Source organism: Pseudomonas sp. S8 (assembly GCF_050473925.1).
GTDB lineage: Bacteria > Pseudomonadota > Gammaproteobacteria > Pseudomonadales > Pseudomonadaceae > Aquipseudomonas > Aquipseudomonas parakoreensis.
The window spans coordinates 3,240,549-3,263,539 of sequence record NZ_JBFDVZ010000016.1 but is presented as its reverse complement, the minus strand read 5'-3'; the positions used below and the strand labels follow the sequence as shown (position 1 = coordinate 3,263,539).

The 22,991-nt window shown below is 61.6% G+C and carries 21 protein-coding genes; 12 read left to right on the top strand and 9 right to left on the bottom strand.

Annotation, left to right across the window (positions count from 1 at the left end):
- Positions 1-104 precede the first annotated feature (104 nt).
- From AB1J88_RS15925 to AB1J88_RS15900, 6 genes are all read left to right on the top strand, one after another.
- Entirely contained in the window at positions 105-410 is a 306-nt protein-coding gene (locus AB1J88_RS15925; RefSeq protein ID WP_041073980.1) for a DUF3649 domain-containing protein, read from the top strand.
- On the top strand, positions 407-1,993 hold the full coding sequence (locus AB1J88_RS15920; RefSeq protein WP_430291444.1) for a PepSY-associated TM helix domain-containing protein: 1,587 nt from the start codon (positions 407-409) through the stop codon (positions 1,991-1,993). The genes AB1J88_RS15925 and AB1J88_RS15920 overlap by 4 nt, the downstream gene beginning before the upstream one ends.
- Positions 1,993-2,319, top strand: coding sequence for a DUF3325 domain-containing protein (locus tag AB1J88_RS15915; protein WP_430291443.1), 327 nt, complete (start codon positions 1,993-1,995; stop codon positions 2,317-2,319). The genes AB1J88_RS15920 and AB1J88_RS15915 overlap by 1 nt, the downstream gene beginning before the upstream one ends.
- Position 2,320: 1 nt before the next feature.
- Positions 2,321-2,887, top strand: coding sequence for an RNA polymerase sigma factor (locus AB1J88_RS15910; RefSeq protein ID WP_041073983.1), 567 nt, complete (start codon positions 2,321-2,323; stop codon positions 2,885-2,887).
- Positions 2,884-3,873 carry a FecR family protein gene (locus AB1J88_RS15905; protein ID WP_430291442.1) on the top strand — a complete coding sequence of 330 codons (990 nt, stop codon included), beginning with the start codon at positions 2,884-2,886 and terminating at the stop codon, positions 3,871-3,873. Before AB1J88_RS15910 ends, AB1J88_RS15905 begins: the two co-directional genes overlap by 4 nt.
- A 199-nt stretch (positions 3,874-4,072) precedes the next feature.
- The gene (locus AB1J88_RS15900) at positions 4,073-6,502 is read left to right on the top strand and encodes a TonB-dependent siderophore receptor (protein ID WP_430291441.1); all 2,430 of its coding nucleotides are present in this window, start codon (positions 4,073-4,075) and stop codon (positions 6,500-6,502) included.
- Positions 6,503-6,601: 99 nt separating this feature from the next.
- Here the strand turns inward: AB1J88_RS15900 and AB1J88_RS15895 are convergent, their stop codons facing one another.
- On the bottom strand, positions 6,602-7,477 hold the full coding sequence (locus tag AB1J88_RS15895; protein ID WP_222016463.1) for an AraC family transcriptional regulator: 876 nt from the start codon (positions 7,475-7,477) through the stop codon (positions 6,602-6,604).
- A gap of 252 nt (positions 7,478-7,729) precedes the next feature.
- On the opposite strand from AB1J88_RS15895, the gene AB1J88_RS15890 reads away from it, so the two are divergent.
- Complete coding sequence (locus AB1J88_RS15890) at positions 7,730-8,632, top strand: DMT family transporter (RefSeq protein ID WP_430291439.1); 903 nt, start codon at positions 7,730-7,732, stop codon at positions 8,630-8,632.
- Between the two features lie 26 nt (positions 8,633-8,658).
- On the opposite strand, the gene AB1J88_RS15885 is transcribed toward AB1J88_RS15890, so the two are convergent.
- The 4 genes from AB1J88_RS15885 to AB1J88_RS15870 all read right to left on the bottom strand — a co-directional run bounded on the left by AB1J88_RS15885 (position 8,659) and on the right by AB1J88_RS15870 (position 13,355).
- Positions 8,659-9,168, bottom strand: a complete 510-nt coding sequence (locus AB1J88_RS15885; RefSeq protein ID WP_222016459.1) for a DUF2165 family protein — start codon at positions 9,166-9,168, stop codon at positions 8,659-8,661.
- Between the two features lie 148 nt (positions 9,169-9,316).
- Positions 9,317-10,291, bottom strand: coding sequence for a 2-hydroxyacid dehydrogenase (locus tag AB1J88_RS15880; protein WP_041073989.1), 975 nt, complete (start codon positions 10,289-10,291; stop codon positions 9,317-9,319).
- A 1,378-nt stretch (positions 10,292-11,669) separates the two neighbouring features.
- Positions 11,670-12,044, bottom strand: coding sequence for a DUF6124 family protein (locus AB1J88_RS15875; RefSeq protein WP_430291438.1), 375 nt, complete (start codon positions 12,042-12,044; stop codon positions 11,670-11,672).
- Between the two features lie 342 nt (positions 12,045-12,386).
- Positions 12,387-13,355, bottom strand: coding sequence for a LysR family transcriptional regulator (locus AB1J88_RS15870; RefSeq protein ID WP_108181735.1), 969 nt, complete (start codon positions 13,353-13,355; stop codon positions 12,387-12,389).
- Positions 13,356-13,637: 282 nt separating this feature from the next.
- Between AB1J88_RS15870 and AB1J88_RS15865 the strand changes: the two genes are divergently transcribed.
- The 4 genes from AB1J88_RS15865 (at position 13,638) to AB1J88_RS15850 (ending at position 18,630) form a co-directional block, all read left to right on the top strand.
- Positions 13,638-15,137, top strand: a complete 1,500-nt coding sequence (locus AB1J88_RS15865; RefSeq protein WP_430291437.1) for an efflux transporter outer membrane subunit — start codon at positions 13,638-13,640, stop codon at positions 15,135-15,137.
- 233 nt (positions 15,138-15,370) lie between these two features.
- Positions 15,371-17,563, top strand: coding sequence for an FUSC family protein (locus tag AB1J88_RS15860; protein WP_430291436.1), 2,193 nt, complete (start codon positions 15,371-15,373; stop codon positions 17,561-17,563).
- The gene (locus tag AB1J88_RS15855) at positions 17,553-17,753 is read left to right on the top strand and encodes a DUF1656 domain-containing protein (RefSeq protein ID WP_003221811.1); all 201 of its coding nucleotides are present in this window, start codon (positions 17,553-17,555) and stop codon (positions 17,751-17,753) included. Before AB1J88_RS15860 ends, AB1J88_RS15855 begins: the two co-directional genes overlap by 11 nt.
- Positions 17,754-17,763: 10 nt before the next feature.
- Positions 17,764-18,630, top strand: coding sequence for an efflux RND transporter periplasmic adaptor subunit (locus AB1J88_RS15850; protein WP_222016447.1), 867 nt, complete (start codon positions 17,764-17,766; stop codon positions 18,628-18,630).
- 130 nt (positions 18,631-18,760) lie between these two features.
- Here the strand turns inward: AB1J88_RS15850 and AB1J88_RS15845 are convergent, their stop codons facing one another.
- Positions 18,761-19,159: a DUF4440 domain-containing protein gene (locus AB1J88_RS15845; protein WP_430291435.1), complete on the bottom strand. Its 399-nt coding sequence runs from the start codon at positions 19,157-19,159 to the stop codon at positions 18,761-18,763.
- The gene (locus AB1J88_RS15840; RefSeq protein WP_430291434.1) at positions 19,156-20,526 is read right to left on the bottom strand and encodes an MFS transporter; all 1,371 of its coding nucleotides are present in this window, start codon (positions 20,524-20,526) and stop codon (positions 19,156-19,158) included. Before AB1J88_RS15840 ends, AB1J88_RS15845 begins: the two co-directional genes overlap by 4 nt.
- Before the next feature lie 109 nt (positions 20,527-20,635).
- On the opposite strand from AB1J88_RS15840, the gene AB1J88_RS15835 reads away from it, so the two are divergent.
- Entirely contained in the window at positions 20,636-21,517 is an 882-nt protein-coding gene (locus AB1J88_RS15835) for a LysR substrate-binding domain-containing protein (protein ID WP_430291433.1), read from the top strand.
- Positions 21,518-21,651: 134 nt separating this feature from the next.
- Here the strand turns inward: AB1J88_RS15835 and AB1J88_RS15830 are convergent, their stop codons facing one another.
- Entirely contained in the window at positions 21,652-22,476 is an 825-nt protein-coding gene (locus AB1J88_RS15830; protein ID WP_430291432.1) for an SDR family oxidoreductase, read from the bottom strand.
- A 34-nt stretch (positions 22,477-22,510) separates the two neighbouring features.
- Positions 22,511-22,975, bottom strand: a complete 465-nt coding sequence (locus AB1J88_RS15825; RefSeq protein ID WP_047601459.1) for a hypothetical protein — start codon at positions 22,973-22,975, stop codon at positions 22,511-22,513.
- Positions 22,976-22,991 lie beyond the last annotated feature (16 nt).

Sequence of the window (22,991 nt, the reverse complement as noted above, 5' to 3'; positions counted from 1 at the left end):
CCGGCAATCAGATGCTTTTGCGTATGAGAATATTTATCATTAATATTGCTCGCCTGTTGGTTCGGCTTTATCGGCTGGACGTTTTTTCGTTTCAGGGTCGAAACATGAAAGGCAAACTCGCCTCACTTCCCATGTCCTATCGTCTGGCCATCACCTCGCGGGTGCTGGCGGCGGTGTTCGGCGGCTATCTGGTTGCGGCGCTGGCCAGTGTCGCCCTGACGCTGTGGCTACCGTTAAGTCGTGCCGAAGCGGTGGTGACCGGCATGACCATTTCCTTTCTGGTTTATCTGGTCGCGGTGCTCTGGTGTTTCGCCTGTCGCACGGCGTGGTCGGCGTGGGTCGGTCTGCTGGTGCCCAGCGTGATTCTGGCGACGGTATCCGGCGCCGCGCGGGGCTTGGGCTACGCATGAAGGAGGGCTTTCGTCAGTCGATGGCCTGGCTGCATACCTGGACGGGACTGGTGTTTGGCTGGCTGCTGTTTGCGATTTTCCTGACCGGAACGCTGGCCTATTTCAAGGATGAAATCAGCCACTGGATGCAGCCGGAAATTCCCGTGCACGCCATCGATTCAGCGAACAGCCTGAGCCTGGCGCAAGGCTATCTGCAGCAGCACGCGCCGGCTGCTTCGCGTTGGTTGATTGATTTGCCGAATGCCCGTGATCCTGCGTTGACTGTGCGCTGGCAAGACACACCGGCCGAAGCCGGCAAGCGCGGAAGCTTCACGCAAAAAACACTCGATGCGCAGACCGGTGCAGAAATACACGCCCGGGACAGCCGGGGCGGCGAGTTCTTTTATCGCTTCCATTTCCAGCTGCAAATGCCTTATCCGTGGGGCCGCTGGCTGGCGACGACGGCCGCGATGGTAATGTTCATTGCGCTGATCACCGGCATCATCACCCACAAGAAAATCTTCAAGGACTTCTTCACCTTTCGCCCGCGCAAAGGCCAGCGTTCATGGCTCGACGGGCATAATGCGGTCGGCGTGCTGGTGCTGCCGTTTCATCTGATGATCACTTACAGCAGCCTGGTGATTTTCATGGCGATGGTCATGCCGGCCAGCATTCTGGCGTCCTACGGCACTGATCGCGAGGCGTTTTACCAAGAGTTGTTTCCCGAAACGCCAACCCCGCAACGTGCCGCTCAAGCGAGTTTGCTGCCACCGCTGGCACCCTTTTTGGTACGGGCAAGCGAGCAGTGGGCGGGGGGGCATACGGCGCGGGTCAACGTCATCAACCCCGGCGACGCCAATGCCACGGTGCAGCTGTCGCGCGCGAGTTCCGACCGGATCGCCTATGAGTACGCCAGCAACCTGACCTTCAACGGCGTCACCGGGCAGATGCTCGGCGCCACGCCCGACAAGCCGCTGCCGATGACGATCGCCAGTGGTTTCTACGGTTTGCACATCGGTCATTTCGCCGGTCCGATCCTGCGTTGGCTGTACTTCATCTGCGGTCTGGCGAGTACCGCGATGATCGGCACCGGGCTGGTGATCTGGCTCGGCAAGCGCCAGCTCAAACATGCCAAAAGCGGCGTGATGCCGTTCGAATTGCGCGTGGTGGAGGTGCTGAACATCGCCAGCATGGCCGGGCTGACAGCGGCGGTGGCGGTGTTCTTTTTGGCCAATCGCCTGTTGCCGGCGGACCTGGCCGGGCGCGCCGATCAAGAAGTGAATGCGTTTTTTATCGCCTGGGCCTTGAGCGTGGTGCATGCGCTGCTGCGCAAGGGGCGAACGGCCTGGGTCGAACAGCTGGGGCTGGCTGGCGTGCTGTTTATCGCGGTGCCACTGATCAATCTGGCCACGCCATGGAGTCTCGGCGTAACGCTGGCGCAAGGCGACTGGACGCTGGCGGGTTTCGATCTGACGTGCCTGGGCGCAGGCCTGTTCCTCGGTTGGGCCGCCTGGAAAATGCAGCGTGCCGGCAGCGCCGTCAGCGTGAAAAAAACTCCCCGCGAAAAGCCGCGGCCGATCACGCTTGAGCAGGAGGTGAGCTGATGTTGCTGGCGTTGTTGCTGTGCTATGCCGGGTTCAGCGCGTTGTGTCTGTCGATGCCACGGCACCACGATGAGCTGCTCGGCAACAAACCCTCGGCCCGACGTGCACGGGTTCTGAAACTCGCCGGGTGGCTGTTGCTCGGGCTGTCGCTTTGGGCAACTGTCGGGGCGAACGGCTGGAGTTTCGGTCTGGTCGACTGGTTTGCGGTCCTCATGCTCAGCGCCTTGGCGTTGGTGTTGTTGCTGCCCTATCGCCCACGTCTGGCCCTCGCACTGGCCGGGTTGAGCCTGCTGGCCAGTCCGGTCGCTGCTTGGGCGCGGTGCTGAGATGCTGATCGGTCATCCTCCGGAATCCCGCGACGACGAGCCGCACGGCGCGCGTGCGCATTTTCTCCAGGTGTTCCTGTCGCAGCGCTCGCAAATGGAAGCGCTGGTCAACCGGCGCGTTGGTTGCCGGGCCACGGCGGCGGATCTGGTGCAGGACCTGTTCCTGCGTTTCTGGCGGCGGCCGCTGGTGCAGGTCGAAGAACTCAGCACCTACCTGTTGCGTTGCGCCGGCAACATCGCCATCGATCATTTGCGCAGCGAAGGCACGCGGGTGCGGATCAACGAGGGCTGGCAACCGGATGCGCCGGACAGCCACGGCAGCGAACCGCAAGCCGCGCTCGAAGCGGGCAATGACCTGCGCCATGTCGAGGCGGCGTTGCGCGCCTTGCCCGAGCGCACCCGGCAGATTTTTTTGCTCAATCGCATTCACGGTCGCAAATACGCAGACATCGCCAAAGCCATGGGCCTGTCCCAAAGCGCCGTGGAAAAACATATGATGCGCGCCCTTGAGGCCTGCAAGGCCAGCCTGCGCGAACCCGCGCCACGCCTGCCAGGGAAAGCACCGTGAAAGCCACCGACCGCGTCATCCCCACGCCCGCTCAGGAACAGGCCGCACTCGCTTGGCTGAGTCTGCTGCACGACCGCCCGAGCACCGGCGATCAACTGACCTTCAGCCAGTGGCTGCGCGCCGACCCGGCCCACGCCGAGGCCTACGCCCAGGCGCAAGTCGTGTGGGAGTTGAGCGAAAGTCCGGCGCGTACCCTGGCCGATGAGGACGCGTTTGCGTTGCAGGGCTACCTCAATGCAATGGAGCGTCCGCGTCGTTCAACGCTGCTGCGCTGGTCGGGCGCGCTGGCGATGGCCGCGTGTCTGATGCTGATGATCAGCCTTGGCACGGGTTGGCAGCCGCAGCGCTGGATCGATGATCTGGGTGCCGATTACGTTTCGGCACCGGGGGAAGTCCGCACGGTGACCCTGGCCGATCAATCGCAAGTCACGCTGGATGCCGACAGTGCCATCGCGGTGGATTTCAGTCATGGCGAGCGGCATGTGCAATTGCGTCGCGGTGCCGGATTTTTCAGTGTGACGCACACCGGTGACCCCTTTGTGGTCGAGGCTGAGAAAGGCGAGGCGCGGGTCCTCGGTACGCAGTTCGAAGTGCGTCTGCAACCGCAGGGCGCGCAGGTCACGGTGTTGTCCGGGCGCGTTGGCGTGACGGCGGATCGCAATGCGCAACAGCAGATTCTGACGGCTGGCCAGCAAGTGGCTTACGGACAAGGCCGCGCAGAAAAACTGCACGCCGTGGACAGCGAAGCACAACTGGCCTGGCGGCAGGGCTGGCTGACGTACTACAAGGCGTCGCTGGCCGATGTGGTGCAGGATTTGCGTCGCTATTACCCAGGGCGGATTGTTGTACTCAACGATGAGTTGGCTGCGCGCAAGGTCAGCGGCAGTTTTCCGAGCAAGGATCCGCAGGCTGTTTTGAGTTCGCTGCAAGGGGTGATGGGGTTTGAGCAGCGTCAGGTGTTGGGGCATCTGATTATTTTGCGCTGATTCAACGTCAAAAGATCGCAGCCTGCGGCAGCTCCTACAGGTACACGCGATCACCTGTTGGAGCTGCCGCAGGCTGCGATCTTTTGATCTTCAGAAATATTTTCAGATTTGTGGTGAGGTAAACCACAGCCCCATCCGTGTAGTGACTGAAACTGCGAGTCATTCGCATCCGTAGCGGTTCTACACAGGTCATTGAGCAATGAAGTCCAGGGCAAAATCGGGTTCGGTCAAACAGTGGTTGGGTGTTTCGGCATTGAGTTTTTCGGCGTTGGCGCTGTTGCCGCTGAGTGTGGCGCTGGCCGCTGAAACCGTCAGCAGCCCGACACAGAAACAGTTCAGTTTCTCCCTGAGCGCCAAACCACTGCCCCAGGCTCTGAGCGACTTCAGCCGCGTCACCGGGCAAAGCGTGGTCTACACCGATGAAGCGCCGTACGGCCTCAACGCCCCGGCCGTCAGCGGCCAGATGAGCGCCGAACAGGCGCTGCAACGCCTGCTCAGTGGTTCCGGCATGACCTTTCGCCGTACCGACAGCCACACCCTGGCGCTGGAACCGCAACCCACCGCAGGCGCACTCAATCTTGGCGCGACCACCATCACGTCGATGCGTGACGAGTCGATGAGCTATCAGCCGCCGCAGACCAGTTCGGTGATGCGCTCCTCGGCGTCGCTGCAGGAAATCCCGCAGACCGTCAACGTGATCCCGGCCCAGGTGATCCGCGATCAGGCCCCGCGCAATCTCGACGATGCGCTGGCCAATGTCAGCGGCATCACCCAGGGCAACACCTTGGGCAGCACCCAGGACTCGGTGATGACCCGCGGCTTCGGCGACAACCGCAATGGCTCGATCATGCGCGACGGCATGCCGATCGTGCAGGGCCGTGGCATGAACGCGACGGTCGATCGGGTCGAAGTGCTCAAGGGCCCGGCCTCGTTGCTCTACGGCATTCAGGACCCGGGCGGGGTGGTCAACCTGGTCAGCAAAAAGCCGGAATTGACCCAATACAACGCGCTGACCCTGCGCGGTTCGAGCTACGGCGACGGCAAGAATGGCAGCGGCGGCACCTTCGACAGCACCGGGGCACTGGGTGAATCTGGGCTGGCCTACCGGCTGGTGCTGGACCATGAAGACGAAGATTACTGGCGCAACTACGGCACCCATCGCGAGACGCTGATCGCGCCTTCGCTGGCCTGGTTTGGCGAGCGCACCCAGCTGTCGTTCGGCTACGAGCATCGCGAGTTCCTCACGCCGTTCGACCGGGGCACGGTGATCGATCCGCGCACCAACCACCCGTTGGACATCTCGCGCAACGAGCGTCTGGACGAGCCGTTCAACGACATGGAAGGCCGCTCGGACCTCTACCATTTCGAGGCCGACCACGAACTCAACGACGACTGGAAAGCCCACTTCGGTTACAGCTGGAACCGCGAAACCTACGACGCCAGCCAAGTCCGCGTGACCGCCATCGACACCAAAAAAGGCACACTGACCCGCAGCATGGACGGCACGCGAGGCGCGATCAGCACCGACCGCTTCACCACCGCCAGCCTTGAGGGCAAGGTCAACCTGCTGGGCATGCAACATGATCTGGTGTTCGGCGTCGACGACGAGTACCGCAAAATCTACCGTGCCGACCTGATCCGACAGAAAAGCCTGAGCACCTTCAGCTACGTCAATCCGGTGTATGGCCGTGAAGTCGAAGGCACCACGGTCAGCCCGGCGGACAGCGCGCAGACCGATCTGCTGCGCAGCGATTCGGTGTTTCTGCAGGACTCCATTCACCTCAATGACCAATGGATTCTAGTCGCCGGTGGACGCTTTCAGGAGTACGACCAGTACGCCGGCAAGGGGGTGCCGTTCAAGGCCAACACCGACAGCAACGGGCAGAAGTTCGTGCCGCGCGCCGGTCTGGTGTATCGCTACACCGACGAGTTGTCGTTCTACGGCAGCTACACCGAATCGTTCAAACCCAACTCGACCATCGCCCCGCTCAGCGGCAGCAGCACCGTGCTCGACGGCAGCATCGCACCGGAAGAAGCCAAGTCGTGGGAACTGGGTGCGCGTCTGGATATGCCAGGGCGCATCACTGGCAATATCGCGTTGTTCGACATCAAGAAGCGCAACGTGCTGGTCTCCAATTCTGAAGGCCCGACCACGATCTACAGCGCGGCTGGCGAAGTGCGTTCCCGAGGCCTGGAACTGGACCTGACCGGTCAACTGACTGACCGTTGGAGCCTGATCGGCGCCTATGCCTACACCGATGCCGAGGTCACCGAAGACCCGGACTACAAAGGCAATCGCCTGCAGAACGTGGCGAAAAACAGCGGCTCATTGTCAGCGGTGTATGACTTCGGCAGCGTGATCGGTGGCGATCAGCTGCGGGTCGGCGCCGGGGCGCGGTATGTTGGTGAGCGCGCGGGCAACGCGGTGAATGATTTCGACCTGCCGAGCTACACCGTGGCCGATGCGTTCGCCACTTACGACACCCGACTCGAAGGGCAGAAGGTCAAGTTCCAGCTCAACGTGAAGAACCTGTTCGACCGCACCTACTACACCTCGGCGGCGAGCCGGTTCTTTGTGTCGATGGGCGATTCGCGGCAGATTTCGCTCTCCAGCACGCTGGAGTTCTGATCCGAAAACAGCAAAAGATCGCAGCCTGCGGCAGCTCCTACAGTTGGAATGCGTTTCCCCTGTAGGAGCTGCCGCAGGCTGCGATCTTTTGATCTGGCTCTAACGCAAAAACGCCTGCCGATATTCCCCAGGCGTCCCACCCAACACCTGGCGAAAACGGTTGGTGAAATGACTGGCGCTGGCAAACCCGCATGCCAGCGCAATCTCTCCCAGCGGCAACGCGGTGCAGCGTAACAACTCCCGCGCCCGGCTCATGCGTCGCGCCAGCACGTACTGATGCGGCGGCAAGCCGAAGCTCACGCGAAACATCCGCGCAAAGTGGTATTCCGACAACGCACATAGACCGGCGAGTTGCCCTAGGCTGATCGGTTCGGCCAATTGACTGTCGATGAACTCCACCAACTGCCGGCGCTGGTGGGGCGCCAGTCCGCCCTTGAGGCGCAAACCCTGGCGCGCGCCGACCTGGCTGAGCAGGGTGTGGCTGATCAATTCGTGAGCGAGGCTGCTGGTCAGCAAACGTTCGGCCGGCTCGTCCCAGTTCAGCGTGAGCAATTGCCGAAAGCGCTGTGCCTGTTGCGGATCTTCGAGAAAAGTCTGCTCGCGCAACTGCATTTCTCGCGGCTCGCGATCGAGCAAGGTGACGCAGCCCAACGCAAATTGCTCGGCACTGAAATACAGGTGAGCGAGGCGAATGTCACCGTTGATCACCCAGCCGGATTGGTGATCGGCGGGCAGGATGCACAACTTGTCCGGCCCGCCCTTGTGCCCCGGCTGCCCGCGCCGAAAGGTGCCGGTGCCGCCGGCGATGTAGCAGGACAGCGTGTGGTGGCTCGGCGCTTCGTACTCCTGGGCATCATGATGGTTGGTCCACAAAGCCGCAGACAAGCCGTCACCGAGCTCGGCGCTGTGCACAAGGCGTGCGTTCGGCGAGCGGTTGAGGGCTTGAAAGACTTGCAGGGTATCAATAGCGGCCATGTGCGGTTCTCTCCAACGCCTTGCATCCTACTCCGTAGCCTTCGCGCTGCCAGCCTGTCGGGCGACAAAAGCGCAAGAATCTGCAAGCGCCCCGATCGTTGCTGCCGCATCCTGAATCTCCATACAACACAACCCTGTGGCGAGGGAGCTTGCTCCCGCCGAGTGCGCAGCACTCATGAACGGGGCTGCTGCGCAGCCCGGCGTGAGCAAGCTCGCTCGCCACAGAGGTCAGGTGTCCTCAGGAGTCTCGCCATGAACCTTTCGCTGTATCTGCTGACTGTGCTGATCTGGGGCACCACCTGGATTGCCCTGAAATGGCAATTGGGGGTGGTGGCGATTCCGGTGTCGATCGTCTATCGCTTCGGCCTCGCCGCGCTGGTGCTGTTCGTGCTGTTGCTGCTCAGTCGGCGCCTGCAACTGATGAATCGCCGTGGTCATTTGATCTGCGTGGCGCAGGGGTTGTGCCTGTTCTGTGTCAACTTCATGTGCTTTCTGACGGCCAGCCAGTGGATTCCCAGCGGTCTGGTGGCGGTGGTGTTTTCCACCGCCACCTTGTGGAACGCGCTCAATGCGCGGGTGTTCTTCGGCCAGCGCATTGCGCGCAATGTGCTGATGGGGGGCGCGCTCGGTTTGTTCGGTCTGGGGATGTTGTTCTGGCCGGAACTGTCCGGCCATCAAGCCAGTCCGCAGACCTTGCTCGGTCTGGCGTTGGCCCTGTGCGGCACGCTGTGTTTCTCGGCGGGCAACATGCTGTCGAGTCTGCAGCAGAAGGCCGGTCTGAAACCGTTGACCACCAATGCCTGGGGCATGGCCTACGGGGCGGCGATGTTGTCGGTGTGGTGCCTGGTCAAAGGTATTGCGTTCGACATGGACTGGTCGCCACGTTACGTCGGCGCGCTGTTGTATCTGGTGATCCCGGGTTCAGTGATTGGCTTCACTGCCTACCTGACGCTGGTCGGGCGCATGGGCCCGGAGCGCGCGGCCTATTGCACAGTGTTGTTCCCGGTGGTGGCGCTAAACGTTTCGGCGTTTGCCGAAGGCTACCAGTGGACTGCTCCGGCGCTGGTCGGCCTGGTGTTGGTCATGCTTGGCAACATCTTGGTATTTCGTAAACCTCGTGCCGTGGCATTGCCCCGTCAGGGCAAGTTGGCGTGAGGCTGTAACTGTGCGAGCGCTGATGTTCAGCGCTCGACTTTTATCACGATGTAAATCATCAACGGCAAGATAAAGTCGACAATATGTCGGGCCCAATCCTTGGCGTTCCAGATCTTTGAAGTGTCCATGTCGAACCATTCGACACCGACAACTTGAAAACATACGTAGTAGATGAAAACAGCGATTAAAAGACCAATGATCGAAAACTTCTTGGCTTCATGGAATTCCTCGCTGGAGCCGTTGATGTTCTTGAGTAATTGATAGACACCCAACATGCAAAATGCGCTGAAAGTGACTTCCAGGGTAATGATCAGCCAATAGATACGGTGGTGCAGCATTGGCGAGGTGATGGCGCGGTAGCGCAGGTTGGCGTTGTGTTCGGTCGTGTCCATGCTCAGGACGTGCGCGACATATTCGTAGTTTGAACCGTAGTCGGTGAAATTGCTGAACATCATCAGCAAGCCAAAAAAACTGAAGTAACTCATCAGTATGACTTTGCTGTAGCGGATAATTTTATCCATGGTCAGAGCGTTCAAGTGTGTTCTCCATAACATTTGTCGAGGGTTCGATATGTCGGGAGAGTTTATAGCGGGGTCTATTGTTTTGGTGTCGGGTTGAATTGCAAAGTATGTGGGCGTGCATAACGTGTCGGGCAAGTGTCTTTTGGCACTTGCCCGATTTTGTTTAACCGCGCCAGACCTGCGGGTTTACCAGATCCTGTGGACGCTCGCCCATCAAGGCGCTGCGCAGGTTGGCCAGCGCGCGATTGGCCATGGCTTCGCGGGTTTCTCCGGTGGCCGAGCCGATGTGCGGCAATGTCACAGCATTTTTCAACTGGAACAGCGGGGACTCGGCCAGCGGTTCTTTTTCGTAGACGTCGAGACCGGCGCCACGGATGCGATTGTTCTGCAGCGCCTCGATCAGCGCTGGCTCGTCGACCACCGGACCACGGGAGATGTTGACCAGGATCGCGCCCGGCTTCATCAGGCCCAGTTCGCGATGGCTGATCAGGTGGCGGGTCTTGTCGCTGAGCGGCACCACCAGGCAGACGAAATCGGCTTCGGCGAGCAACTGGTCGAGGCTGCGAAAGTGTGCGCCGAGTTGTTGTTCCAGTTCGGGCTTGCGGCTGTTGCCGCTGTAGATAATCGGCATGTTGAAGCCGAAGTGGCCACGGCGGGCGACGGCGGCGCCGATGTTGCCCATGCCGACGATGCCCAGGGTCTTGCCGTGGACGTCGCAGCCGAACAATGGCGCGCCGACGCTGGCTTGCCACTGGCCGGCCTTGGTCCAGGCATCGAGTTCGGCGACGCGGCGGGCGCTGCTCATGATCAGGGCGAAGGCGAGGTCGGCGGTGCTTTCGGTGAGCACGTCCGGGGTGTTGGTGAGCATGATTCCGCGTTGGTTGAAGTAATCGAGGTCGTAGTTGTCGTAGCCGACGGAGACGCTGGAGACCACTTCGAGTTTTGTGGCGGTTTCGAGTTGGGCTTTGCCGAGTTTACGGCCGACGCCGATCAGTCCGTGGGCGTGGGGCAGGGCTTCGTTGAATTGGGCGTTGATGTCACCGTTCTTCGGGTTGGGGACGATGACGTCGAACTCTTGCTGGAGGCGTTCGATCATGGGCGGGGTGATGCGGCTGAAGGCCAGGACTGTTTTTTTCATTGGGCTTGGGCTCGGCTGTCTTTATTACCAAGCACGCTAACATTTCTTTGTGGGGTTTGGCTTGTCTTGGCGGCCTCTGGGCCGACCATGCTCCTGGGGTTTTGGGTGTTTATCCGTTGCTTCGGGTGTTGCGGCTGGCGGTTTCGCCCTTACGGCGAGTCACTTTTGCAGACGCCCAAAAGTAACCAAAACGCTGGGCCCCGGCGTACGGCCCTCGCTCAGGCTCGGGTACCTTCGTTGCGGGGTTCATCCGGGGGCATCGCCTCCGGTTTGCTTCGCTGCACCTCCTCTCGATGTGTTCGACTGCGTCGAACGGTCGCTGCGCTCCCACCCCCGGATAACCCCCTCCACTCAGCCTGCCGAAGGGGCCGGCACGGCAAGATCAAGAGCTGCAGCCGAGCTAACGCTCATCCTGTTGAATGGTGAAAAGCATGCGGTTTGCCTGGACTGCTTTGCTTTTCTGTAGGAGTGAGCTTGCTCGCGAAGGCGGCCTGGCAGCCGACCTGGATCTAACTGAATCCACTCAATCCTTGTGGGAGCTGGCTTGCCAGCGATGGCGGCCTGACAGCCGACCTGGATCTAACTGAATCCACTCAATCCTTGTGGGAGCTGGCTTGCCAGCGAAGGCGGCCTGACAGCCGACCTGGAACTAACTGAATCCACTCAGTCCTTGTGGGAGCTGGCTTGCCAGCGAAGGCGGCCTGACAGCCGACCTGGAACTAACTGAATCCACTCCATCCTTTTGGGAGCTGGCTTGCCAGCGATGGCGGCCTGACAGCCGACCTGGATCTAACTGAATCCACTCAATCCTTGTGGGAGCTGGCTTGCCAGCGAAGGCGGCCTGACAGCCGACCTGGAACTAACTGAATCCACTCAATCCTTGTGGGAGCTGGCTTGCCAGCGATGGCGGCCTGACAGCCGACCTGGATCTAACTGAATCCACTCAATCCTTGTGGGAGCTGGCTTGCCAGCGAAGGCGGCCTGACAGCCGACCTGGAACTAACTGAATCCACTCAATCCTTGTGGGAGCTGGCTTGCCAGCGATGGCGGCCTGACAGCCGACCTGGATCTAACTGAATCCACTCAATCCTTGTGGGAGCTGGCTTGCCAGCGAAGGCGGCCTGATAGCCGACCTGGAACTAACTGAATCCACTCAGTCCTTGTGGGAGCTGGCTTGCTCGCGAAGGCGGCCTGACAGCCGACCTGGAACTAACTGAATCCACTCAATCCTTGTGGGAGCTGGCTTGCCAGCGAAGGCGGCCTGACAGCCGACCTGGAACTAACTGAATCCACTCAGTCCTTGTGGGAGCTGGCTTGCCAGCGATGGCGGCCTGACAGCCGACCAGTCTCTAACCGACTCGCCCGCTCCCACAATGGCTCAGCTGTGTGCTGCAGATTGGCTGATTTCCACGTTATCCAGCACCCGATTCACCGCCAGTTCGGCGAGCATGATGATTTGCTGGATCGCCAGTATCGTTTGTCGCTGCGGGCTGTCGACGTAGGCCGCAATGTCGCTGGTCATGATGCTCGCCGAGGCCAGTGATTCGCAGGCGTGAACCAGCAGGCTTTCGTTGTCCATGTCGGGGGCGACCTGGAACATGCTGCTGGGTTTGTGGAATCTCACAGCGGCGGCGGAAGGTTTCAGGTAGTGGTCGAGGGCGCGTTCGGCGGCGTCGTGGAGTTTTTTTGAATCGAGGGATTCGTAGGGGGAGGTGCTTTCCGCTTGGGGCGGATTGGGTGAGGGCTTAATCATGGCAAAGATCCTTTTAACGGAATGGAACTGCCACTTTTCGTTTCCAGGCGAAGTGGGTGGCAGCTGTACGCAGGCTGGAAAAACCGGCAAAGGATCAAACCCGGCAGACCCGAGGGTCTCCCACGTACAGCCGCCATAACTGAAACACCGGCGCTGAAGAAGCGCGGCATTATGTCATGTGCTTTGACCCATCGGGTTTTCCAGACCCGGTCGCTGATGTGTCAGCGACCGAACCAGCCTATCCACCCAACTTCCGAGCCACAACCGTCAAAACCTGTCGGAAAACTCCCTTCAAATCACCGCTTCTGTAGGAGCTGCCGCAGGTTTGGCGGTGTGTTTAAGTCAGGTGGCGACGCGGGCGCCGGCGAGGCTGCCGCTGAGTTCGTAGGCGGCCAGTTCTGCCTGGTGCGCGGCAAGGATTTCCGGCAGTGACCCGCGCAAATACTCGACCCAGGTCTTGATTTTCGCGTCCAGGTATTGCCGCGACGGGTAGATCGCGTACAGGTTGAGTTCCTGCGAGCGGTAGTTGGGCATCATCCGTACCAGCGTGCCGTTGCGCAGGCCTTCGATGGCGGCGTAGACCGGCAGGACGCCGACGCCCATGCCGCTGATGATCGCGGCCTTCATCGCGTCGGCGGAGTTCACTAGGAACGGCGAGCTGTTGATGGTGACCATTTCCTGGCCATCGGGGCCGTTGAAGGCCCATTTTTCCAGGGGGATCACCGGGCTGACGAGGCGCAGGCAGGCGTGGTTCAGCAGGTCGCTGGGTTTTTGCGCGCAGCCGTTGGCTTTCACGTAGGCCGGGGAGGCGCAGACGATGCTGTAGGTGATGCCCAGGCGTTGCGAGACGAAGCCCGAGTCCGGCAGTTCGCTGGCCAGCACGATGGACACGTCATAGCCCTCGTCGAGCAGGTCCGGCACGCGGTTGGCCATGGTCAGGTCGAAGGTCACGTCCGGGTGGGTCTTGCGGTAGCGGGCGATGGCGTCGATCACGAAGTGCTGACCGATGCCGGTCATGGTGTGCACTTTCAGTTGGCCGGCGGGGCGCGCGTGGGCTTCGCTGGCCTCGGCTTCGGCTTCTTCGACATAGGCCAGGATCTGTTCGCAGCGCAGCAGGTAGCGCTTGCCGGCCTCGGTCAGGGCGATGCGCCGGGTCGTGCGATTGAGCAGGCGGGTTTGCAGGTGGGCTTCCAGGTTGGAGACCGCGCGCGAGACGTTGGCCGTGGTGGTGTCGAGTTGCACGGCGGCAGCGGTGAAGCTGCCAGCTTCGGCCACGCAACTGAAGGCGCGCATGTTTTGCAATGTGTCCATGGGGTGCTCTCAAGGGAGATGGCAAATTGTGACACGAAGTTTCAGGGGCTGAGACCCCCGACCAAGGGATTATCTCGTTAACGGTAACAAAGATTCACAGGAATCCCAGCTTATCGCCACCAAGGCGCCCACCTAGAATTGCGCCGTGCCCATGTAGGAGCTGCCGAAGGCTGCGATCTTTTGATTCTGTTTTAAGGGAATCAGGATCAAAGATCGCAGCCTTCGCCAGCTCCTACAGAAGGGAACACGTCCCGCCTTATCCTCTTTCAGGAATTCGCAGCTGTGCCGCGTCGCATCAACAGAGCGCTTTTGCCGCTCAGTGTTCTGGCTTTTACTTTGGGTCTTGGCGGCTGCATCGGTACCGGAGGAATTGCCCCGCAGGGCAAGGCACTGGAGGCCAATACCCTGGCCACCGACGATGCGATTGCCCACGCCGCCAAAGACGCCAATTGGCCCACCGCACAATGGTGGCAAGCCTACGGCGACCCGCAACTCAATCGCTGGATCGACCTCGCCGTGCAGGGCAGTCCGAGCATGGCCATGGCCGCTGCACGCGTGCGTCAGGCCAAGGCGCTGGCCGGTGTCGCCGAGGCCGCCGAGTCGTTGCAGATCAATGGCGAGTCAACGCTCAAGCGCCACAACTGGCCGACCGACCAGTTCTACGGCCCGGGCGAGCTGGCCAACACCACCACCTGGGACAACAACGCCGCGCTGGGTTTCAGCTACGCCCTCGACCTCTGGGGCCGCGAAAGCAATGCCAGCGAACGCGCGGTGGATCTGGCGCACATGAGCGCCGCCGAAGCACGGCTGGCGCAGCTGGAATTGCAGAACAACCTCGTGCGCGCCTACATCGAGCTGTCGCTGCATTACGCCCAGCGCGATATCGTCGCCGCGACGCTCAAGCAGCAACAGCAGATTCTGGATCTGGCGCAGAAGCGTCTGGATGGCGGGATCGGCACGCACTTCGAAGTCAGTCAGGCCGAAACACCGTTGCCTGAAACCCATCGGCAACTGGATGCGCTCGACGAAGAAATTGCCCTGAGCCGTAACCAGATCGCCGCGTTGGCGGGCAAAGGTCCGGGCGACGGGGCGCAGTTGCAGCGCCCGACGTTGGCGCTGGGTGCTGCGTTGAAACTGCCGTCGGCATTGCCCGCCGAGTTGCTCGGTCAGCGCCCGGACGTGGTCGCCAGTCGCTGGCAGGTCGCGGCGCAGGCGCGCGGTATTGATGTTGCGCATGCCGGTTTCTATCCCAACGTCGATCTGGTTGGCAGCCTCGGCTACATGGCCACCGGCGGCGGGGCGCTGGAGTTTTTGACTGGCAAGAAGCTCAACTACAACGTCGGCCCGGCGATCTCGCTGCCGATCTTCGACGGTGGGCGTTTGCGCAGCGAACTGGGCGAAGCGTCTGCCGGCTATGACATCGCCGTGGCGCATTACAACCAGACGCTGGTCAATGCGCTGAAGAACATTTCCGACCAGTTGATCCGTCGCGAGTCGATGGACAAGCAGCAAGCCTTCGCCGCCGAGTCGGTGGCTACTGCGCAGAAGACCTACGACATCGCGATGATCGCTTATCAGCGTGGCCTCACCGATTACCTCAACGTGCTGAATGCGCAGACCTTGCTGTTCAAGCAGCAGCAAGTGCAGCAGCAGGTGCAGGCGGCGCGCTTGAGTGCGCATGCCGAGCTGGTGACGGCGCTGGGCGGCGGCCTCGGGGCGGGCAATGACGTGCCGACTGCCGAGCAAACAGCAGCCCCGAAAATCCCGACCCTGCTGCGGTGAACACACAACTCACTACACAAAACCTTTGTGGCGAGGGGATTCATCCCCGATGGGCTGCGGAGCAGCCCCAAAACCTGCAAACCGGTTCTGCTTGGCACACCGCATTGGCTTTTCTTGGGGCTGCTGTGCAACCCATCGGGGATAAACCCCCTCACCACAGAGTTTGTGTTCACCACAAAAATTGATGTTTGCCACAGATAACTCTTCAGTCCTCAATCATTGAGCAAGATTTAATGACTCCCTTGCCCGCACCTCTACGCTGGCTCTCCTCCCTGGAATGGCGCCGTGGCTTCTTTGACTGGGCGCGCAGTGATGGCGTGACCTGGGTCTACATCTTCAAGGTCTTGCTCGCCGCGTTCCTCACGCTATGGCTGGCCATGCGTCTGGAGCTGCCGCAGCCGCGCACGGCGATGATCACCGTGTTTATCGTCATGCAGCCGCAGAGCGGGCAGGTGTTCGCCAAGAGTTTCTATCGCTTTCTCGGCACTCTGGCCGGGTCGGCGATGATGGTCACGCTGATCGCGCTGTTCGCGCAGAACACCGAATTGTTCCTGGGCTCGCTGGCGATCTGGGTTGGCATCTGTTCTGCGGGGGCGGCGCGCTGCCGTAACTTTCGCGCCTACGGTTTTGTCCTGGCGGGCTACACCGCGGCGATGGTCGGGTTGCCGGCGCTGGCACATCCGGACGGTGCGTTCATGGCCGCCGTGTGGCGGGTGCTGGAGATCTCGTTGGGGATTCTCTGCTCGACCGTGATCAGCGCCGCGATCCTGCCGCAAACCGCCAGCGCAGCCATGCGCAACGCGCTGTATCAGCGCTTCGGTGTGTTCGCGCTGTTCGTCACCGATGGCCTGCGCGGGCGCAGCAAGGCCGAGTCGTTCGAAGCGAGCAACGTGCGCTTCATCGCCGAAGCCGTAGGCCTGGAAGGGCTGCGCAGCGTGACCGTGTTCGAAGACCCGCACATGCGTCGGCGCAACGGTCGCCTCAGTCGTCTGAACAGCGAGTTCATGGGCATCACCACACGCTTCAACGCCCTGCATCAGTTGCTCGAGCGCCTGCGCGGCAATGGCGAAGAACATGTGGTGGCCGCGATCAAACCGGGCCTGCAGGACCTGGCCGAAGTGCTCGACGGCTTCAGTGGCCGTGCCTTGACCAGCCCCGACGCGGCACGTTTGGCGACGGCGTTGGCGACGTACAAGGAAGGCCTGCCGACACGCGTGCGAACCTTGCGCGGCATTTTCCAGGAAACCGCTCCGAGTGAAGCCGAGCAACTGGACTTCCACACCGCCTACGAATTGCTCTATCGCTTCGTCGATGACTTGCACAGTTATGCACAGACCCACGCCTCGCTGGCCGATCACCGCCACGAGCGTGAGCGCTGGGACGAGCCGTTCACCCCGCAAACCAACTGGTGGGCCGCGGCGGCTTCGGGGATCCGCGCCTCGTTCATCCTGATTGTGCTGGGCAGCTATTGGGTGGCCACCGCGTGGCCGAGCGGCGCGACCATGACCTTGATCGCCGCCGCCACCGTGGGTTTGTCCGCCGCCACACCGAACCCGAAACGCATGGCTTTTCAAATGGCCTGCGGGACGTTCCTCGGGGCGCTGATCGGCTTCGTCGAGATGTTTTTCATCTTCCCGTGGATCGACGGTTTTCCGCTGTTGTGCGTGATGCTCGCGCCGGTGATCGTGCTCGGTTCGTTCCTCACGTCGCGGCCGCAATATGCCGGGGTCGGTCTCGGTCTGTTGATCTTCTTCAGCACCGGTTCGGTGCCCGACAACTTGACCATTTACAACCCTTACACCTTCATCAACGACTACATCGCCATGGTCATGGGCATGCTGGTATGCGCGGCGGCGGGGGCAATCATTCTGCCGCCGAACAGCCGCTGGTTGTGGAAGCGTCTGGAGCAGGACCTGCGCGGTCAGGTGGTCTACGCCATCAGCGGCAAACTCAAGGGGCTGGCGTCGAGTTTCGAGAGTCGTACCCGCGATCTGTTGCATCAGGCATACGGCCTCGCTGCCGGCCAGCCGAAGGTACAAAAAAACCTGCTGCGCTGGATGTTCGTGGTGCTCGAAGTCGGCCACGCGATCATCGAGTTGCGCAAGGAACAGGCAATCCTCCCGGTGCACCCGGCGTATGCCGAATCGCAGCCGTGGCGTCAGGCGATCCGCGTCATGGGCCGGGCGCTGGTGCGGCTGTTTCTGCAACCGAACCCGAGCAATCTGGAGCGTGCACTGGTCGCGGTCGATCACGCGATCAGCCGGGTCGCCGCGACCGACGAGCCGTTCGCGCCGCACTTCGACACCTCCGCGCTGCGTCGGGTGAAGAGCTACCTGCACTTCATCCGCACCTCGTTGCTCGACCCGCAATCACCACTCGCTGCCTACGCCGTCGCCAAGCCCGAAGGACTTGCCCATGCCTCGTGAAATCGCTTTCCACGGCGTGTACATGCCGACCATGACCCTAATGTTTTTTGTCGCCGCGGCGCTGGCCTGGGCGCTGGACCGGTTCCTCTCGGGGTTCGACCTGTACCGCTTTTTCTGGCACCCGGCGCTGCTGCGCCTGAGTCTGTTTACCTGTCTGTTCGGCGCCATGGCGCTGACCGTCTACCGTTGAGAACGTTCTGATGAAAAAGTTTTTCAGCCTGCTCGCGACCCTGCTGGTGTTGGCCCTGGCACTGTGGATTGGCCGGACCCTGTGGGAGCACTACATGAACACCCCGTGGACCCGCGACGGCCGGGTGCGGGCGGACATCATCAACGTCGCGGCTGACGTCACCGGTGAAGTCATCGATGTGCCGGTGCGCGACAACCAGTTGGTGAAGAAGGGCGACCTGCTGATGCAGATCGACCCGGAGCACTACCGCATCGCGGTCAAGCAGGCGCAGTCGCTGGTCGCTTCGCGCAAGTCGACATGGGAGATGCGCAAGGTCAACGCGCATCGCCGCGCCGACCTCGACAACCTGGTGATCTCCAAGGAAAACCGCGACGACGCCAGCAACATCGCCGACGCCGCGCTGGCCGATTACCAACACGCGCAAGCGCAACTGGAAGCCGCCGAACTTAACCTCAAACGCACCGAAGTGCGCGCGGCGGTGGACGGTTACGTGACCAACCTCAACGTGCATCGCGGCGACTACGCGCGCATTGGCGAAGCGAAAATGGCCGTGGTCGACATGAACTCGTTCTGGGTCTACGGCTTCTTCGAAGAGACCAAGCTGCCGCACGTGCGCGTGGGTGACAAGGCCGACATGCAACTGATGAGCGGCGAAGTGTTGAAGGGCCACGTGGAGAGCATTTCCCGCGGCATCTACGACCGCGACAACCCGGAAAGCCGCGAGCTGATCGCCGACGTCAACCCGACGTTCAACTGGGTGCGCCTGGCACAGCGCGTACCGGTGCGCATTCACATCGATGACGTGCCGGAGGGCGTGTTGCTGGCGGCGGGGATTACTTGCACGGTGGTGGTGAAACAGGACGCTGTGGATAACTGAAATACCGAGTCGCTTTCATTCGCGAGCAAGCTCGCTCCCACAGGGGGGCCGGGGTGCAACAAACATCCCTTGTGGGAGCGAGCTTGCTCGCGAAGAGGTCGACTCGTTACTTCAGAAAAGCGCTGAGCAATCACTCAGCGCAAAACGTCTCCTGCAAATGCCGCCACAGCACCCGCCCGTCTTCGCTCTTTTCAAACACCACTGTCGACCGGCGATCAGTGTGCAACCCGCTCGCATCGCTCTGCTGCTCGCGATAACTCAGCGTTGCGCCATGCGCATGCAGGGCAATCCCGCGCAGCTCACTGAGCTCGATCCGGAACCCGGGCTTCTTCCCGCCTGCTGACTGAAACAGCCCGCGCAAGGCTTCGATATCCAGCATCCGGCCCAGCGGCGTGACCATGGAAAAATCCGTGGAGAACCGGCTCAGCAAACGCGCCAGTTCCGCCGGATCCTGCTCCACGGCAAACCAGCGTTCGATGACCAGATGGGCCTGGATCACTTCATCAAAATATTCGTTGTAGTCAATCATGTGGATTTTTCCTGAAGGGAAGGTGGGCTCAGAAGGGCGAGCACTTTGCTCGCATCGAAACGCAGCACCGCGACCATTGGCAACAGCGTCAGCACAGCGGCGGCGAGAAAGCAGTAGCGGAAACCGTCGCCCCCCAATGCGCCCAACAGTGAACTGAGCAGCGCGGCGCCAAGACAGAAACCGAGCTGGCGATTGATGTTCCACAGGGCGCTGGAGTGGCCCATTTTTTCCGGCGCGATGCCGACAAACGCCAAGGTCTGTGCGGTCACGCTGCACAGGCTGCCGCCCAGTCCCATCAAGGCATAGGCGATGATCAGCGGCGCGGCGGCGGGCTGCTCGATGCGCATCAACAAGACAATGCCCAGACATTGCAAAAGCATTCCGGCGATCAGCAACGGTTTGGGGCCGATGCGGTTGAAACTGCGTTTGCCGAGCATGATCGCCACGCCCGAGGCAGCGGCCCAGGACAGCATCAGCGCACCGGTTTGCGCGGCGCCGAAGCCGAGGTCATGCAGGTACAACACGGCAATCATGTTGGTGCCGGTAAACACCCCGGGCACAAACAGATAAATCAGCATTGCCAGGCGCAACGACGGACTCTTGAGTAGTTGCAGGTCGAGCACCGCGTCGGGTTTGTGCCAGCCATCACGCAGGTATAGCCATAAGGTGATGCCGCCGATCAGCAGCACGCCGCCCGCAAGATGTCGGGTCGTGGGCGCGCTCGCCAGACTCACGGCCATCAACAACAGACTCAGGGTTGCCACCGCCAGCAGCAGGCCGCGTACGTCCAGCGTCGGGCGCTCGGTGGTGGGTTGATCCGCTTGCAACCACAACAGACCCAATGCGAACACGAGCAGCGCCAGCGGCATGTTCAGGTAGAAAATCCAGCGCCACGACAAGGCCTCGACGATCAGGCCGCCCGCCGCCGGCGACAGGGCTGGCACCATCAGCGCGACCAGCAACACCACACCAGTGAGGTGTGCCCGCTGCGCCGCCGGGAATTGCCGATACGCCAGGGCTTGCCCGATCGGCAGCAACAATCCGCCGCCGAGCCCTTGCAGCAAACGCCAGCCGATCAGGCTTTCAATCGACCCGGCCTGGGCCACCAGGCCCGAGGCGATGCCGAACAGCAGCAACGAGCCGAGAATCAGCCGGCGCTCGCCCAGCCGCGCTGCAAGCCATACGCTCAGCGGAATGATCAGCGTCAGCCCGAGCATGTAGGCGTTGGTGATCCACGCCAATTGCGTCACCGATGCCTGTAATTCCCGGGCGATGTCCGGGTAGGCAATGCTCGCGGCGAACATGTTCAGCAGGTCGAGGGCGAACCCGGACAAATACACCAGCGCGACTTTCGAGCGATAGGCCATGGCAGCTTCCCTGTGATGAGGCGTGCAGGGTAGGGCGGTTCGGACGTTAGGAAAACGCGGGTTTGCCTGCTAGTTTGTCAAAATTATTTTGACAGGGAGTGCGCCGGAGATGGTCAGCCTGGACCGTTTTGACACCTTCAAAGCCGTGGTCGAGGCCGGGTCACTGACGGCCGCCGCCGATACCTTGGGCCAGACCCGCGCCGTGGTGAGCTTCAACCTCAAGCGTCTGGAAGAGGAATTGGGCGTCACGCTGCTCACGCGCAACACCCGGCAACTGGCCCTGACCGATGCCGGCGAGCGCTTTTATCGCCGCTGTCTGCGCACCCTCGACGAAGCGCGACTGGCGATCGAGGAGGCGCGCTCCGAGCATGCGCAACTCAAGGGCACGTTGCGCATCACCACCACCGTGGAATTCGCCTTGGCTCAGGTGGTGCCGGCGCTGGAGGTGTTTCGTCAGCAACAGCCGCAACTGAACATTCATTTGTCGACGTCCTCGACCCACGCCGATCTGATCTCCGAACGCTTTGACCTGGCGATTCGCCTGGGCCGCATGCACGACTCCAGTCTGCGCGCGGTGCAGTTGTCGACGTTCGAAGTGTTTGCGGTGGCGGCGCCGCCGCTGGTCGAGCGCTTTGCCCCGGCTGCCACGTTGGCGATGCTGGAATCAATGCCGACGCTGGGGCATGGCCGCGTCCCGGAAATGACCGTGACCGACCCGGCGGGTACCGAGCATGTCTACCAGCCCAAACCGGGGACTACCGCCATCGTCGCTGACAACTCGGCGACGCTGCGAGCGTTTGCGTTGACCGGGCAAGGCGTGGCGATTCTGCCGCAGTGGCTGATTCAGGATGATCTGGAGGCGGGGCGATTGGTGCGATTGCTGGCCGATTACCGTTTTGCTCAGCAGGGGGTGTATGCGCTGTACCCGGATACCCGGCATTTGCCGCTGAAAGTGCGGGCGTTCATTGATTTCATGAAGGGCTGGGGCTGAGGGTCTCGGCTGACTGTGCCGGCCTCATCGCGGGCAAGCCACGCTCCCACAGGTTTTTGTGTTGCTCTGGATATTCGTGTACGGCGCAAAACCCTGTGGGAGCGTGGCTTGCCCGCGATGGGGGCACCTCGGTCTCAGAGCTTGCCACGCAACCCGAACCGCCGCATCAACGTCGACTCCAGCAACCCCTTGGGCAACACCATCGCCAGCAACGGCAACGCCCGGCTGCCATTACCCAGGCGGATCAGTCGTGGCGGCTTGCTTTGTTGCACAGCCTTGAGCAACTCAGCCGCAAACTCACTGGCCGGCGTCGGCTTGTCCTGCGAGGCCTTGGCCCGTGCGCGGATTCCCTCACGCAAGGGAAACCACGGCGACTGCTCGTTGATCAGTTGCTCGGCTTCGTGCCCGGCATTCTTGGCGAAGCTCGACTGAATCGCCCCAGGCTGGACCTCCATCACGCGAATGCCGAACGGCGCCAGTTCCATGCGCAGTGCATCGCTCAACGCATGCACCGCCGCTTTCGAGGCGCAATATGCGCCAGCGAACGGCGTCACCAGCACGCCTGAGACACTGCCGATGTTCACCACCAGACCCTTGGCCCGACGCAGTACCGGAAACAGTGCGCGGGTAACGCCGACAATCGAGAACACGTTGGTTTCGAACTGGCGCTGCATGGCCGGCACGCCGCCATCGAGCAGCGGCCCCATCGCGCCATAACCGGCGTTGTTGATCAGCACGTCGAGGCCGCCGTGTTGCTGGTTGAGGCGTTCGGCGAGTTGTTCCAGCGCCACGCTGTCATTGACGTCCAGCGCAATGGCGGTGAACCCGGCAGCGGCGAGGGCCGCGACATCTTCGGTTTTGCGCGCAGTGGCCCAGACTTCGTAGCCGGCGGCTTTGAATGCATCGGCGAGGGCGCGGCCAATGCCGCTGGAGCAACCGGTAATCAACGCAACGGGCATGGCGCATTCCTTGTGCAAAAAAGGGGGGTAAGGATCAGTCGGAGAAGCTGCCCTGCAAGCGCTCGGCACGAAACTCCAGGGTTTGCGGACGGTAACCGGGGCGCAGCGGTGGCATCGGCAGGCAGTCTTCCCAGTTACCGCCGGCCTGCAGTTCGCCGGGGCCGCGATAGCGCGGGGCGGTGTATTGGTTGTCGGCCAGATTGACCGTGTCGCCGGGCGCGTAGGCTGCGATGCGCCAGCGTAATTCGGTCAGCGGCACGTCGTTGCCGTTTTTCATTTTCAGTTGCAGCGGACGATCCGCCGGGCATTGTTCAGGCGCATAGACAATGCGCATCTCCAGACGCGCCAGTTGCTTGAGCTCGCGGTTGTCCAGCCACACTACCCAGACCGCGACCAGTCCCAGACCCACGGCGGCCGCGACGGACACCGGCACGGCCTTGGCCGGATAGCGCAGCAACAGGATCAGCCAGGTAATGACCAGCAGCACGCCGATGAACATGTTTGAACGCTCCTTG

Bases quoted from the DNA above. Each gene is read 5' to 3' on its own strand.
- AB1J88_RS15875 (WP_430291438.1), bottom strand. From the start codon at position 12,044: ATGATTAAGCCCTCACCCAATCCGCCCCAAGCGGAAAGCACCTCCCCC.
- AB1J88_RS15845 (WP_430291435.1), bottom strand. From the start codon at position 19,159: ATGATTGACTACAACGAATATTTTGATGAAGTGATCCAGGCCCATCTG.
- AB1J88_RS15860 (WP_430291436.1), top strand. From the start codon at position 15,371: ATGACTCCCTTGCCCGCACCTCTACGCTGGCTCTCCTCCCTGGAATGG.
- AB1J88_RS15900 (WP_430291441.1), top strand. From the start codon at position 4,073: ATGAAGTCCAGGGCAAAATCGGGTTCGGTCAAACAGTGGTTGGGTGTT.
- AB1J88_RS15915 (WP_430291443.1), top strand. From the start codon at position 1,993: ATGTTGCTGGCGTTGTTGCTGTGCTATGCCGGGTTCAGCGCGTTGTGT.
- AB1J88_RS15840 (WP_430291434.1), bottom strand. From the start codon at position 20,526: ATGGCCTATCGCTCGAAAGTCGCGCTGGTGTATTTGTCCGGGTTCGCC.
- AB1J88_RS15890 (WP_430291439.1), top strand. From the start codon at position 7,730: ATGAACCTTTCGCTGTATCTGCTGACTGTGCTGATCTGGGGCACCACC.
- AB1J88_RS15880 (WP_041073989.1), bottom strand. From the start codon at position 10,291: ATGAAAAAAACAGTCCTGGCCTTCAGCCGCATCACCCCGCCCATGATC.
- AB1J88_RS15850 (WP_222016447.1), top strand. From the start codon at position 17,764: ATGAAAAAGTTTTTCAGCCTGCTCGCGACCCTGCTGGTGTTGGCCCTG.
- AB1J88_RS15925 (WP_041073980.1), top strand. From the start codon at position 105: ATGAAAGGCAAACTCGCCTCACTTCCCATGTCCTATCGTCTGGCCATC.
- AB1J88_RS15895 (WP_222016463.1), bottom strand. From the start codon at position 7,477: ATGGCCGCTATTGATACCCTGCAAGTCTTTCAAGCCCTCAACCGCTCG.
- AB1J88_RS15835 (WP_430291433.1), top strand. From the start codon at position 20,636: ATGGTCAGCCTGGACCGTTTTGACACCTTCAAAGCCGTGGTCGAGGCC.
- AB1J88_RS15825 (WP_047601459.1), bottom strand. From the start codon at position 22,975: ATGTTCATCGGCGTGCTGCTGGTCATTACCTGGCTGATCCTGTTGCTG.
- AB1J88_RS15830 (WP_430291432.1), bottom strand. From the start codon at position 22,476: ATGCCCGTTGCGTTGATTACCGGTTGCTCCAGCGGCATTGGCCGCGCC.
- AB1J88_RS15870 (WP_108181735.1), bottom strand. From the start codon at position 13,355: ATGGACACATTGCAAAACATGCGCGCCTTCAGTTGCGTGGCCGAAGCT.
- AB1J88_RS15910 (WP_041073983.1), top strand. From the start codon at position 2,321: ATGCTGATCGGTCATCCTCCGGAATCCCGCGACGACGAGCCGCACGGC.
- AB1J88_RS15920 (WP_430291444.1), top strand. From the start codon at position 407: ATGAAGGAGGGCTTTCGTCAGTCGATGGCCTGGCTGCATACCTGGACG.
- AB1J88_RS15855 (WP_003221811.1), top strand. From the start codon at position 17,553: ATGCCTCGTGAAATCGCTTTCCACGGCGTGTACATGCCGACCATGACC.